We start from the raw sequence: 14,924 nt of genomic DNA, 5'->3' as shown, positions 1-14,924 counted from the left end.
ATACCATGATCTCTTTGTATTCAAAGGGTTATAGCGCTTTTCCGATGGACACTGTGTCCATCGGGTCAAGGTCGGTAAGGACCGTCTCCATATCGCGCGCAACCATGAAAATAAACTCCTCGTCTTCTTGCAGACCGAACGTTGGTGAGATTTGCTTGTTTGGCTCAAGACGCGTCTGGAGAGCATCCTTCATCGATGTTTCAAAGATCGAGTCCGTCGTGCCGCCTTTCGTTCCAATGCTTGCAAAGCTTTGAAAGTCGTCAATGATTGTGTGCGCTCTAGACATCAAGAGTGTCGACGTACTGAACACGAGTCTGCTGCAAAACAACTTAACGAAGTGGTTGTTCACAGTCCTTTTGTCCCAACATGCCAGTCATGTCGGCTGCCTAGGCGCTGAGATGGGGGATGCAGCTACTATTGGACGGATCAGGCGGTTCATCGCCATTAAGAGACGTTCCTGGCCCAAGACAACCCGGCTGCTCTACAGGCCAATAAGCCCGCTGTCCTTTGGAATCATCACAGAACGCTAATTGCTGTCGAAGGCTTCCACGTTCATTGGCGCGAGTGGGCGGCCTGCAAGTCGCTGTTGACCCGCGTTTCCAACACCACGCAAGTGGGACAACGATTCGTCGAGCGTCAGCGCAGCGATGAAAACAGTTGGGTTCATGTTGAACGTCAGGTTGTGCGGCTGAATTCTCATTCAAGACTCGTGTTTCTGAGCATCAAATAAGTAGCCGATTTAGTGCAGGATTCGCGGGGGTCGCTATCGCGCCGTGCAAAAAACCGACCCCGTTTTTGCATGGCGCGATACTGTGATTTATTTATATTCAACGGGTTACGGAACCTTCACGATGGACACTGTGTCCATCGTTTTAGGGTTGGTAGAGAGAATCATCGCGATGTCCTACGCGACCATGAAAATGACCTCTTCAGCTTCTTACAGGCTCAGCGTCGGAGAGATTTGCTTGTTTCGCGCAGGCAGTGTCCCAAGCGCGTCGTTCAGCGATGTCGCGAAATCGCCCCTGTTGCACAGCTTGCTGTACCGTTTCGGCGAGACTCTGCAGGGTGCCGGTAGGCGGGTCCGCATATGACACCAGGAGCGTTGATGCACCGAGCGCAACCTCCGCCATAAATCTTCATAAACTGGTTGTTCATTTTCGTCTTCACCCCCGGCATTCCGCTCATACCGGATGCACCAACGCCAGAACATCAGAGCCAGCTTCCATTCAGGAGAATCTGGTGGTTCACTGCTGTAAGCAGTTATTCCTAGCCCACGACAATCCGGCTGCTATACACGCTAATGAGCCCGCGGCCCTTTAGGGTCACGATAGAACGCTGATTGCTGTCATAGACGCCTGAGATCGCACGCGCAAGGGAGCGGCTTGGCAAGTCACCGTTGACCCGCGTTTCCAACACTACAGGAACGACATGGCCTTCGTTAGCCAGGGTTGTTGTCTGTGGTGTTACCTGGCGGGTCAGATGTGGAGGTGCTTGAGGTGCGGTCGGATGTACAGGCAGAAACTAGTCGTTCGGACCATTCAGAAAGAACAAGCATTACATGCTTTGAAAGGTAATTAACCCACCGATACAGGCCTCACCCTATCCCTCCAGATACTCTTCGGCTACTCTACGTCCAAACGCCCCTGGCCGCTCGGCCAGCCCCAGTGCTAAAAGAGCTAAGGGAGAGAAAAGAGCAAAAAGAGAGCAAAGAGGACCACCCAGTTACGTCGGAGTCAGCGGCAGCAAAACAGTCTTGGCGTAGTGGTGGGTAAGTGTGGGTTAGTTACCTTTCGTGATATACTTGCCGACAAGTCCACTCCCCTTTTCACCATGAAAAAACTGACTTCCTGGGACAGCGACCCGGTCCAGGCGTTCAAGGAATTCGTCGGTACCGATGCTTTCGTAAAAACCGCCCAGCGTCTCCCTGCCCATGGCATGCTTCGCGGCGTCTCGAAAGACTCGGCCAGGACGTACATCTCGATGTTTGCCAACGTCGCCGCATGGATAACCGATCAGGGGAAGACGCTCTCGACTGTGACCCAGGGCGACCTGATCCGCTTCGTCAACCGGGTAGACGGCGGAAAGCGAGTCCTCAACAGTAAGATCGCGTACCGCTACCTGCGCCTCCTGGAACGATGCTACGAACACCTCAGCGTCATACCCAATCCAGCCAAGCAAGCAATTCTGGCCACTGACCGCACGGAGCAGCCGAAGGACGACGCGGGCCGCGCTCTCTCCCCCGATCAGCTGCAGCGGTTCTTCGACGCGCTGCCAGCGGATCCACTGCGGCGCCGACGCGTGACCGCGTTCGATGGCTGGAAGCGCCGGCGCGATCGCGCGATGCAAGTGGTGATGGCGCTGGCCGGCCTGCGCGTGGCCGAGGCGATCGGGCTTCTCGTGCACGAAATCGGCAACCAGGTGGCGCTTGACGAGTCGGTCGACCTGACCATCACGCCAGAGGAAAAGCACGACACCAGCTATAAGCACGTCACTCCCCTGCCCCGCGAAGGCGTGGCCGAGCTGCGCCGGTGGCTGGACGAGCGTGAGCGGATGGTCGAGGCGCTCGAGCTACCCGGTGGCTTCGTTTTTCCCGCCAACGTCAGCGGCGGCAAGATGACGAAGAAAACCGTGTACAAGCAAATCCGGGCGACGTTCCAGCGCGCAGGCCTGGACATGTCCCGGGCTGGCGGCCGCACCTTGCGCAACACGTTCGCGAAGAGACAATTGGACGCCGGCGCCAGTCCAGACGAATTGAAGGATGTGCTCGGCCTGGCGCTCGAGCGGTCTGCCGCCGACTACCAATTCACCCGCGTTACAGACGATCCGAAAAAATGAAGCTGTCCACTATTCTCGAGACGCTAGCCACCGCCAGGCTTCCGTCTGTCACGGGCGAGCAGCTGCAGCAGCTCGTCGGCACCGTTGAAGGCAAAGCATTCGCCGACGACCTGAAGTGGTTCGCCGCCGGCGCGGCCGAGCGCCGCCAGCAGCTGGCCGCTGTCGTTCATGCGCTAGCACCAGGTGTGCGCCGCACGGTCGAGCAACTGGGATTCAAGTTCGACCTGCAGGCTCTCATCGCCGCTGCCAAGCTCGACGGATCAGCAGGAATCGAAACGATCACGGCGGCGAACGCAAACCCTGGCAACCGTGCCCGGACAGTTGCCTATCTCCAGGGCGTTGGACTGCAGTTGGCCGCCCGCACTGCGGCACTGGCAGCGGCCGCACCGATGGAACCGCCCTACTACTCCTTCAAAATATTCGGCAGCTCGGCCGCGCTGTGCGTGAGCGAGGCGCGGACTCGCGCAGGTAACCAGTGCACGATCCAGATCGAAGGCGCGCTGGCGCTGGGCGGTGGCGACGCTCGCCGAGAGTTCGATTGGCACAACAAGATTATCATTCAGTTGACCGTGCAGGAGGCATACTTGGCACTGGCCCTATTCGAGAACCTAATCCCGAGCGTAAAGTTCGACGGCCATGGGCCTACGCACGACAAGTCGCTTCAGATCGAGTTCCAGAAATCGCACTACTTTTTCCGGATCATCCAGCGCGGTAAGGCTGCTGTGGCAGTTCAGGTGCGTGCGGTTGAATCGCTCCAGATCGTCTCGCTCCTGTTTAAGCAGTTGCTTGCTAATGACCCACATCTGCGCATTGAGGACGTACGGACAATGGTTGGCCGAATGGCGTCGATGGTGCTGACACAGAGAGGCTAAACCATCCGGCACTGGAGCTAAAGTGCAAGCTAGTTTTATGACTCGCGTCGCAGCAGCAGCAGTGCGTAATCGCTACTACACTGCCTTGGACGCCCAGTGTGCGCAAGCGGCGATAAACACGTCAAAGCCGCCGTACACGGCCAGTTTCGAAAGCTGTTCACGCAGTTCCGGGACCTCGATTCTCATCTTGCGTGCAAGCCGTTTTAGCGGTTGACAACTTGCAAAAATCAGACAGCGCTTCGCTTACCCGAAGAGGCATGACCATCGGCTGGCCGTACATGATGTGCGACGGATCGGCGTCGCGAGGATCGTTTCGACACCAACGTCATGAACCGCCGCACTCAGGCCTTTGATAAACACCTGTCAAATCAAGACCTGGCTCTTGTCGGCGAAGTGAGACAGCTTTTCGACTGTGGGCTCACCCCACAGCGCATCGGCGTACCACAGGCTGAGGGCGGTGCGTGTAACACCCTTCTCGAGCGCTTTCTCCAGCGCGGGCACCTTTCCAGTCGCCTGCGTTTTGTATTGCTCGTAGGTGACGCTGCGCTGCTCGGCATCCATCTCGTTGAACACGTCAAGCGCCAGTTTGGCCCGCGCCGCTAGGAAACGCTCGAGCAATGTTGGTCCTTCGCTCGCAGAGCCGGTTTTTAGCTTCAGCTCCGCTTTCTTCTCTGGAAGCTTGGCCTCGCTCTTTAGAGCCCAACGCAGATAGGCGACTTTCGAATGGACCGGTCCACCATTGGCAGAGCTGACGCGGGCAGCGACGACGGTCAGGGCTTGTACGATCTTCTCATCCGCGTACTCCCCAATGACATTACTGGCCTCCTGCTGGGTCATACCCAGAGCCATTAGCTTCTCAAGTAGGGACAAGTCGATCGTGAACGGGGCACGAGATTCCTGCTGTGTATCAGGCTTGAAAGCAACGCGAAACTGCAGCTGCTGAACCCGACGGCCCAACTTGTGCTCAATCAGCTCAACCTCAATGTCGGTGACGCGGTTCACTTCGGCAATGGCATTTTTCAGTACATCTCGCTTGAAATATTTATATTCAGGCAAATCCTCCGGATTTTCCGGGACCGGGTTGCCAGTCAGGAGGCCGTACCAATGCTCGACGGAATACGTCGAAGTCAGCTTGGAGGGATTGGTAGCGTAACGCCTGCACAGTTCGTACAGGGCTAGGGCCGTGCCGGACCTAAGCAGCCCTTGGTAGTGAATGCTCAGCCGAGTATAGGTTTCCGGCTGCATCACGCTTTCATGCACTTCCGGTGGAAACGCGAAACCAACCCACACCTGCCCGGTCCGGCTATGCAAGCCTTTTGGATTGACGAAGGTAACCGAGGCAATCAGACGTTCGCTCGTCCATTGTCGATCGGTCTCGAGCAAGAGTTTAATGTCCTGCATTTCCGAGATCTGCTCACGCAAGAATTGCATGTCCCGGCTGTCGTAACTGGCATTGCGCGCCAAGACCGAGAGTGGCACCCAGAAATACTTTTGGGCGGCCGGCGTATCGATTGGTGCATCTTGTCCAAGCTTACGAATTCGTTGAGCATGGTACATCAGTACATTGAACACCTTGCGGTTCAACAGCGTCAAACGACCGGAAACGACCCGCAGCCCAATCGCTTCATTCGATTTACGGATCTCAAGTTCGGAACGCAAGGACGCCCGCTTGACAGCGTTGTCGACAACATCGGTCACGCTGGCGGTGATCTCCTTTGCGTTCTCTGCCATCCACGTCTCCCTATCTTCACCACACCTAAGCGAATGCATTGCTGAAACGAATTATTGCATGTGCCACCATACGTGAGTCAAGTATATTCACCTTTGTAAGGGTGAACGCGACAGTTCACCAATCGCGCTGTCCCTGTGCAGACTCACCTTTTCTACGACAGCGGCCATCCGCTCCCTGTTGGATCTCACCTTTTCAGCTATTTAACAAGCGATGAGGCACGCCCTCCTCAGAAAAAATGTGTCCAAACGGCCGCTGAGGAAAGCGGACGCTACAGCGACGTCAAACTAACGCGGAAAAGCGGGGCTAGGACTTCCTGTCCCTGTAGTACCTCACCTTAGCAGCGCAGACCAGGGAAAACTCCCCGTGGAAGCTCACCTAGCACATCGTCGATAACGAACCAACTGGCATAAGGATCGGAGCGTGAACATTACTCCCTGTGTAAGCTCACCTGTAAAACTGACTGTTTGTCGTCCATCCCCTGTAGATACTCACCTTTGAAAACGCCAGTAGGAAGATGAAGGGGCCCCTGGGCCGATAGAATAGATCAAGCACTAGAAAGCCGGATGGACCATTCGGCTTGGTCCCTGGTAAGCCTCACCTTACAGCCTGCCTCCCTGTACGAACTCACCCAATAGAAGCATCTTGTCCCCGCGCACACTCACCTTTAGGAATAAAGGTACCCGAATCCACTCACCTTCCGTCCCTGCGTACATTCACTCGACTGTGACCAGCTCCCCGTAGGCGTTCACCCATGTCCCTGACCAGCCTCACCTACATGCCTGGAAAACCTCACCTCAAATGGCTGGAAGCCGCATGGCTGCGAGGTTTCAGACAACTTAAACAGGTAAACAAGGGTTAACTTTGGTTTTTTAACTAAAAACCTCTCAATACGACCCATCACCTCGCGCTCTTTGACTAATTTCATTACTCTCGCTTTCGCTTAACGCCCCCTGACGCCATACTAATCGGCTACCGAACCATTGAAATCACGCCAATGCATACGCTTTTGTGTCGATAAAATGCGCTCGGGTGACGTGAAGGCCCGAAAAGACGCCATCGTTATCGTGGCTTCCACAAGCAAGAGGTCGTCATGAAGGAACATAGCATTAGAAGGTAAAACCTCAGCACGTCATACGCTGCAACCTTAAACGCAAAACACGACAGTGGTCATCACAATGGTGCACAGAACAGGCCCAGTCATGTACGCACAAATCTGGCTGCCGGACATGAGTTCCCGCGTTTCTACACCGGCTAACCCTAGTCAAATAGATTCATTGTGCCTTAGCCAAGTTAGTTCCTGATTGTAACGTCAGCTAAAGGCGCTGGCCACATGCACTCAGCGCTTTGAAGTCATTTCCCAGCTATCCATGCGGCACGAGGCAACGCGCCGGATAATCGGTCCCTGTTTGGCCTCACCTTCGAAGAAGGACTCCCCGCTAACGCTCACCCTTGATGCGTCCTGCTCCCTGTACGCTCTCACCTTTCATCCTATTGCTACCTGTATCCACTCACCTGACGTCCCTGACTTCGCTCACCCATCAATGAGATGATCCCTGTACAGTCTCACCGACGTCCCTGTTTACACTCACTGATGTCACCGGACAGGCTCACCTCAATCGTCCACATCCCGCATGGATGCTAGCTCTCAGCGAACGTAAACAGATGAACAGAGGTTAACTTTGTTTTCTCAAATAAAGACCTCTCAATGTGCCGAGGCACCTAGTCGGAAGTACTATGACGTCCCAACCAGCTGTTCGACGTTAAGTGCAGATGCACCGACCTGTGACCGCCTATCAGACCACTGACGACACGGTTGCGCTATGGTCTTTCAGCAAAACGATCCTGTTATCTGCACAGTCCCTGGAACGCCTCACTTCCCTAGATCACATAGATACCGATACGCCCAATAAGTCCCTGTAGCTTCTCACCTAAAATCGTTGGCGATGTTTCGCTCCGAATGAATCCAGAGCTTCAGGTCGCAGACGCCAGAGCTATACACGTCCCCGTTCACTCTCACCTAAAAGAGATGGCCTTCAATGCTCAACTTGCAGAACAGCTTTGATGACTGCCACTTAGTCCCTGTCGCTTTTCACCTTTGGCGCTCACTTCCGGCATAGCCTCCTAGTGGCCAGGTGCAGTCGTACCTGAGACTCGTTACCGTCTCAACGCATTGGCTGACCAGACAGCCGACAGACCGACTTCTGTCGACCCTGTCAACGAGAGACAAACGCCATTGACGAAGGTCGAAACCAATGCAAGGCAAAACCACTGAGATGGCTATCTAGCAGGGTTGCAAGGATTTTTCCTTTGATTATGATTTTTACCTTGCAAAGAAGCGGGATGTTAGGAGAGAATTGCGATATCGAAATTGGGGAGAGCGACTTGGCGCGGAAGACATTTAAGGTACAAGGTGTTGCGAAGCTACTTGGAATCAGTGTCGATTCCGTACGCCGCGACGCCGATGAAGCAGGCCTTCAGATCGAACGTCAGGGCGGAAGTGGCCCAAAAACCCGCATTTTTACGGTCGAAAACGTCTTCGATCTCGCTGCGCACCGTGCTCGCAAATATGGATTTGCGACGAAGATAAAGCGCATCTTAACGGTTTACGCACCCAAGGGTGGCGTCGGAAAAACGACGATTAGCTCAAACATCGCCTGTATCCTCGCCTTGATGGGTTTGCGCGTACTTGTCATCGACCTCGATTTCCAAGCCAACTTGACGATCTCCTTCGGCTACGACCCTGAGCTTACGCCGGAGGAAGCGGCTGCCGCTGGACTGGCGCAGTCTACCTGCGTCGAGTATCACCTTGGTCATCTGTTGCCTCAATGGCAGCAGAATGGCACGGTCCAGCCCCTTTCCAAGGTCATCAAAAAGCCGTTTGGAGAGAATGGCCCACACTTGATTCCGTCAGAGGTAACACTCGATCGACTCGAAGCACTGTTTACGGTTGACGCCATCATGGGGAAAAAGCCGGAGTTGGCGATCGCCCGCTGGCTTGATGAAGGCTTATCCGGTCGCAACCCGAATCTTGATCTCTCGCAGTACGATATCGTGATGTTCGATGCGCCACCAGCGAAAAACCAGACCACCCGAGGCGCGCTGCTGGCCAGCGACTTCGCAGTCGCTCCAGTGTCGATGGAGCGCTACAGTACGAAATCGGTGTCCTATCTGGCGGACGTTATCGGTGAAATGAAAACAACCTACAGTAAATTCCCGCAGTTATCGGTACTAGGCAACTTCTTTGACGCGAAACGAGTCCGTGTCGCTGCCCAGGTCATTGCGCTTACTAGCAAATACCCAGAAGCATGGATGGATAATCAAATCAGCACGAGTGAGGAATTTAAGAAAGTGCTCGATGACGACGATGGCTTGCCGCTGACTCTAGCTCGACCAACCAGTACATCTGCTGACGAACTGCGGGCGGCTACGCGCGAGTTGGTGGAAAAAATGGGCATGTTGAGTTCTAACGTCCAGAAAGACGGCGCACGTGCCGCCTGAGCGGCGAGCCACTCGAAAAAACGGAGAAACTGTGACCAAACACCAGCAAACAGAAACTGCTTTCAATGCTTCGCTCGCCGAACGCCTGCGCACGACTCAGCGTACAGCGGCACCGATGCACATGAATGACCTACCAAGCGGACCATCGAAGTCCCTCACAGACTTATTAAACGATAATCAGCCATCGGCAGAGCATCCGATTCGCGAAGCGCAGTCTGGTTTGCTAAAAGAGGCAGACGGCGCGATGGAGAACGCACGACAGGTGCCTTTGCACCTGATTGTCGACTCTCCGTATCAGCCACGCAAAAAATATGACGAATCCGAGTTGCAGTTACTCGGTGAAACCTTAAAGGGGCGAGGTCAGGACGAACCAATTACTGTGCGCAGACTCAACAGCGGCAAGTTCGAGCTCATCGCTGGTCACCGTCGCGTGAGGGCGGCGCGACTCATTGGCTGGTCGGAACTTAACGCACGCGTAGTGAATCTGCCGGATCGAGAGGCGTGCCTGGCGACCTTGGTTCACAACGAAAGCAACGTCAAGCTGACTGATTACGAACGTGGCTTAGCATACAGAACCGCGCTCAAGGAAGGGTACGCGTCGACCCAATCCGAGGTCGCTACCGTGTTCGGATGCACACAAGCCCGCGTGTCGCAGTGTGTAAGCTTGTTCGACCTGCCCCGTCCACTGCTGGACTTGATGGCAAAGTATCCGGAATTGATCACCTATCGCAAGGCACGCGTGATTAAAGAGGTTTTAGTTAAGCATCCCGACGGTGAGGACACAATCCTGCGTGGGGTAGAGACCCTGATCGACAAGCCGCAAATGGACCAGTCAGAATTGCGCGCGATACTACTGAAACCGTTCGAGGCTAAGCGGGTTCGTGCGAAAGCCCCTACGCCGCGGACGATCGGTGATAAGAACGGCGAGTCGGCTTTTCGGATCCAGGTCAAGTCGCGCGACATCCTTATCCAGGTTGAAGATGGGGTCGACGTCGAGCTTGTCTTGCAAAGTGCAATGGCCGCGCTACGTGATCTCGCTATAACGCTTGAGCTACCTAAAAAACAGAAGGCAAACAGTTAAGCCGAAAAGTTTGTCGCCAATGCAACATGGCGGGCGGTGGTGTAAGCGACCAAATATAAGCAGCTTATACGGGCGTTTGAGGCGCCCTTTGTGGGTTTATCGTCATAATCGTACACACGCGTTGTCTCTATGTCAGAATGCATAGAGCCAAAAATGTACTACTCGCACGGCGAGCCAGTGCCGGCCTCCTTCTCACTCCAGTCGAGTGAGCTGAACGGTGCCACGCGTGGAGAACGGGTTTCAGTTTTGCGTCCCGTGTGAAATGTGAGCGCTGGCCAAGGAGAGCATCCAGTCGTCGGTTTCAATTCACATGCAGCGGCGCCATCCAGGGTCAGGTCTCTCAAGCGTACAGAACGCTCCTATATAGGGTAATGAGATAAACTTCGTTCTCGTTCTGGTTCCCGAGCTGTGATCGGTACCAACTCACACCTCTGTGCGCTTGGCTCGATGTCTTCCAACTCAGCGCGTTCCTACAAACTTTGGAACGATATTCGTACAACGGCTCGTCTTGCCGTTCATTGTCGCCCCGAGATGTTAAGCGAAGTAAAAAGGCGATAAAGGTGAGACGTTACAGGGAGTAAGCTTGGAACGACCGGACGGGAGCTAGCTCTTAAACGGCACCGGACGTCCCTTGGCGCGCAGATCGGTACACAGCGGGAGTCATCTGGTCTGTCCATGGGAAAAAAGGCATAGACGCGAGCTACCGAAAGCGTAAGGTGAGATTCCACATGGAGGGGCAGTTGTGGCACTTCGTAGAGCAGCCGCTGACGCCGATCCAAATGTGGCTGTTCAGTAACGAAGCACTGTCCGTTTATACCATAGTATTTCTCGCAGAAGACGTGCTGATATCCGTGCAGACGAGCCACTCCTTCGGTGTGTTATAGCGACCATTATGCAATAGACGAATTCGGTTTCAAGCCCTAATCGGAATTCGGTCGATGGTACAGAGCGCGCGCCTGGGCTCACGCAATTTCGGCCACTGAAAGACGTGTCCGCTTCATGCATAGCATTGGCACAACGGTATCGCCTCGACATCATCGATCGATGACGAAGTATATTAAACACATATACTGAAGCTTTTCTTAGCATTAGGCCTCGACACAGATCAAACCCGTCATAGGTGAGCTTTAGCAGGGACCATTGGAGTGCAAGGTGAGCACGTACGGGGATGGATAGTCGTGCTCGAAGCCAAAGATTTGCGCCACTGCCTAGTCAGAGTCTATGGTGTAAAAAGCTTCCCACCTTTTGTGTCTGCTGCGTTGACACTGCCCGCCTACCGCGCGCGCGTTACCTTTCTACCATCCTGGCACTGTGACCTCACACACGGCTACATGGTGTGTTGCATCTGGTTAGGTGGCGAGATAGCAACTAGGATGGCACATGCGAGCGCTTTAGCACAGGCCGCGGGTCGACACTTTCCGCGACTCGGCTACGGGTCGCCTCGTATTCCAGGCGCTTCCGCCCGGACAGTTGATCCGATACGAGAGCCAACTCTAAAATTATCCTTCCGAGAAGAGCGTTAGAAACATGCCTCGGCAGACGGAGCCTTCGGGGACAAGTTCGTGAAAGGATGGTCCGATCGGCCGCTATGGGAAAGGTGAGTGTCTGCAGGGACAGAAACAATGGGCGTCACAGAGGCTGACGGACTAGATCGCCAATTACTTACGATATTTTGTTCATTGTTCGCGTTCGGCCAAACTCGAATTAGCCTAATGCGGCACATAGTATGTGTCTATCGGCTTGCCTCTCCAACAACGTGTCCATAGCTGAAACACAGTTCCTGAATCTAATAGCTGAGCGCCGAGCCTACGAGAAATCTCTTTAAATTCAATTACTTGAACTGTATAAGCAGCTTATAACTCGTGTTCACGTGTGTTGCGCGATGGCATGGGTGAACAAGCATAATGCCCCTGCCAAAAGGTCTGATCAACAAGTGTACAGCTTGCGGTCCCCGCAGTGGAGCTTTGCACAGCCGTCCACTCTGTAGAGAAGCATGATGCGGCCCGTTCTTCTACCTATCAATCCGGCTTTAGTCTAAAAACGCTCACGTTGAGTGGAGAATCTCAACTTAGGCGCACTAATTAGATGCCTAGGCAAACATAAACCCCGCCTATTCAGATTGTCCACAATTCGCGTAACGCTGTCACTAACATGTCTAGCGTCCGCCACGTACTTTGCCAAAAGCGCAGGAATTTCCAGGAGAAAACAGCTCATTGGGTCATAAGTAAGCATCCTCCTCATCAAATTTGTGAACGTAAGGTTCTGCTGCATAGCCAACACACATTTCTCGTGCTGAGATCAAAAAAGCGGGTTTTGCTGAACAAGTACAACGCTAAGGCAGAAAGATATTGCGGCGTTCATTGATGCCTGGAGTTTGCGACCTGTCCTCCCGACCGTTTCTTCTTCAATGACGAAGCTTGCAATAGATATAAACAGCTTATAAACCCTGAACAATGAGTTGCGACTAACGCCCACTACTCCATACTGCGCGCTCGGGGGCATGCAAGTGCACTAAGCACGGCGAGGCCTCACAAATATAAGCAGCTTATAAACTGGTTCGTGTTCCGTGGTATCACAGCACTTGCCACCGTATTGAGCGACTGAAGCACTCGTGGGTCGACGCGGGATCTGTCCCGACACATAGGCTGGCTGAGTTGGGCTCTTTCTCCGTGTCGTCCCATCCCGCAAGCGATTTAAAATGGGTGAAGAATCGCCTCTAAGTCGATGGTGGAGAGGCTGGAAACGATGCTCACACGAGAAGCCAGCGAAATCGAGCTTACTTTCCGACCTGAATCAGTATTGGTTGTGCCAGGTGGTTTCTTCAAATATAAGCAGCTTATAAGCATACGAGGGACTGTCGCGCCACAAGCGTTAACGACACGTTATGCTCTACTACACCAGACTAAGTGAAACCAGGCGCTTTCAGGCAGCGTAATATAATCGAGCTAGGGGCACCAGCGCGCCTCTTAAGCGTGATCGACAGGAACTTCGAATGCAACGAAGGCCCACTCCCCGTTATAAGCTGCTTATAAATGCGAGAAAGCCGAAAAGCCTCTGATATGCGATTACGCGATTTGTCCAACTTTACTGATGCCTGGGCTGTCTGATCAGGCACAACTAGCTTTTGTCTGGCAACTCCGCTGGAAAATTTTGCGACTGCCCGAATTAAACGTCTCGGAACATCCTCTGCTTACGTGATGCCGGAAATGCTGCAAGCACGTCGTCTGCGTTTAGGATCGGATGCGGAAATGCATAAGTGTCTACACTCATGCGGAACACATCGTTTATAGGATTATTGTCACGTGCAAGGTGACGAGTAACTGCAGCGCATAGCGCAGTGCGTATAAGCGCGCGACGCATCCTCATAACCGATGCGCACGTCTCGGCGGTGGAAATTGCAGTGCTGCTGCCAGCTAATCATCAATAAGCTGCTTGAAATATGGCAGAGCGATGCCGCAAATTGCCCATGCAAAGATAATTCCGCAAGCGCGATTAGACGTCGGACGATAGGTGACTGTCAACGTGGGTGTCGGTACCAATGTGCCCGGCGCTTAGGATGCACCCGAGGTCTTTCCTAATTGATCTAATGCCGCCCCTTAAGGCCAATTCCGCCGGGCGCGACCGGATGTCTTCGATTACAACGAGTTTTTCTACGATCCGAGGCGCTGGCACAGCTTTAGCAATGACTTATCGCCGGTCAAATACGAAAACCAGTGTTCCCAGCGGCTGGCGAGCGTCTAGCAACCCATGACGACTCATGCAGCGAGGACCTAAGCCAAGATTTCAGCATATCTTTCACCTAGCCAGAAAGATTTGCTAGATCGCAGCCGCGCACCTTACTGTAGCCGCTAAGTTCAGAGAGCGAGTCCAACAATCGCTCCCTCAGCTGCACCTTGATTTCGACTGCCGAAAATTTCTCAACTGCAGAGGTTGCGTTTTATTGGTCAGTTGTCCATTTCCTGCTGCGGCACTAGGTCACTAATACTGCCTCTTTAACCTGCAGTTTACGGATAGAAGCCTTGAGTCATATCAAGACAGCGCAAGTTAATCCCGCTAGCATCGGGAAGCGGACCTGATGCGTTTGAATGGACGAATTATAATGCTTAACAGAAAACGTTCCGACGAGGCCGCGCGGAAGTAGCTGCTCAAAACCAGGGGGGTAATTCGGCGCGTAGTCACCGACGGAGCCGCGCTAGCGTTAAAGGCTGAACCGTCCCTCCAATGGGCAGAAGTCAGATATTGTGCGCTGCGTCACGTATAGACTGAAGTTGACTAGTTCAAATGTTGGCGCCGACGCGCCCGAGCCCCTTATGTCGGAACCTAGAACACCAATGTTGAACGGTAAAAACACACTTCCATGAGACGTCGAATAATGAAAACATTCGTCCATGGTAGAACCCGCCAATCGCACACCCAACGCCGTATTTGCCCCAGCGTTCTACTGTGCTGCGCGGTGGCCACGGCGCCGCTGCCGGCCCTGTCCCAGGGACAGGAAAACGCCGCCGCCCTCAGCTTCGTGAACGCCGACATTGAGTCCGTCATCAAGGCCGTCGGCCACTACACCGGGATGACCTTCATTGTCGACCCGCGCGTCAAAGGCACGATCACCCTGCAATCGGAAAGGTCGCTGACTAAGAGCCAGGCCTTCGGCCTGCTGACGTCGGCACTGCGGCTGCAGGGCTTTGCCGTGGTCACCACCGGCGAAGGCTATGCCAAGGTGGTGCCGGAAGCGGAAGCCAAGCTGCAATCCTCGCCGACCCAGGTGGGCAAGCGCGGCACCCGCGTCCAAGGCGACCAGATCGCCACGCAAATCTTCCACCTGTCGTATGAATCGGCGGCCAACCTCACCGCCGTGCTGCGGCCGCTGATTTCGCCGAACAATTCGATCATGGCCAATCCGGGCAAC

The 14,924-nt window shown here is 54.1% G+C and carries 7 protein-coding genes and 1 pseudogene; 5 read left to right on the top strand and 3 right to left on the bottom strand.

Translation table 11 applies throughout. The features are described from left to right. Positions 1 to 28: 28 nt before the first annotated feature. Positions 29 to 286, bottom strand: coding sequence for a hypothetical protein (locus AC56KZ_RS18060; RefSeq protein WP_497163572.1), 258 nt, complete (start codon positions 284 to 286; stop codon positions 29 to 31). A gap of 240 nt (positions 287 to 526) precedes the next feature. Further along, complete coding sequence (locus AC56KZ_RS18055) at positions 527 to 700, bottom strand: hypothetical protein (RefSeq protein ID WP_497163571.1); 174 nt, start codon at positions 698 to 700, stop codon at positions 527 to 529. A gap of 1,130 nt (positions 701 to 1,830) precedes the next feature. Here AC56KZ_RS18055 and AC56KZ_RS18050 point away from each other — a divergent pair. Both AC56KZ_RS18050 and AC56KZ_RS18045 read left to right on the top strand, forming a co-directional pair. Continuing rightward, on the top strand, positions 1,831 to 2,835 hold the full coding sequence (locus AC56KZ_RS18050) for a site-specific integrase (protein ID WP_497163570.1): 1,005 nt from the start codon (positions 1,831 to 1,833) through the stop codon (positions 2,833 to 2,835). After that, positions 2,832 to 3,707, top strand: coding sequence for a hypothetical protein (locus AC56KZ_RS18045; protein ID WP_497163569.1), 876 nt, complete (start codon positions 2,832 to 2,834; stop codon positions 3,705 to 3,707). The genes AC56KZ_RS18050 and AC56KZ_RS18045 overlap by 4 nt, the downstream gene beginning before the upstream one ends. Before the next feature lie 363 nt (positions 3,708 to 4,070). Here AC56KZ_RS18045 and AC56KZ_RS18040 read toward each other — a convergent pair whose 3' ends face one another. After that, positions 4,071 to 5,438: a RepB family plasmid replication initiator protein gene (locus AC56KZ_RS18040; protein WP_497163568.1), complete on the bottom strand. Its 1,368-nt coding sequence runs from the start codon at positions 5,436 to 5,438 to the stop codon at positions 4,071 to 4,073. Positions 5,439 to 7,752: 2,314 nt separating this feature from the next. Between AC56KZ_RS18040 and AC56KZ_RS18035 the strand changes: the two genes are divergently transcribed. The 3 genes and pseudogenes from AC56KZ_RS18035 to AC56KZ_RS18025 form a co-directional block, all read left to right on the top strand. Beyond that, positions 7,753 to 8,937 carry a ParA family protein gene (locus AC56KZ_RS18035; RefSeq protein WP_497163684.1) on the top strand — a complete coding sequence of 395 codons (1,185 nt, stop codon included), beginning with the start codon at positions 7,753 to 7,755 and terminating at the stop codon, positions 8,935 to 8,937. Between the two features lie 31 nt (positions 8,938 to 8,968). After that, positions 8,969 to 10,018 carry a ParB/RepB/Spo0J family partition protein gene (locus AC56KZ_RS18030; protein ID WP_497163567.1) on the top strand — a complete coding sequence of 350 codons (1,050 nt, stop codon included), beginning with the start codon at positions 8,969 to 8,971 and terminating at the stop codon, positions 10,016 to 10,018. Positions 10,019 to 14,390: 4,372 nt separating this feature from the next. After that, positions 14,391 to 14,924 (top strand): annotated as a pseudogene (locus AC56KZ_RS18025) (type II secretion system secretin GspD); the annotation flags it as partial.

The sequence above is a fragment of the Telluria sp. LT2P34 genome (genome assembly GCF_059685915.1).
This window is presented reverse-complemented; position numbering and strand designations above follow the sequence as displayed.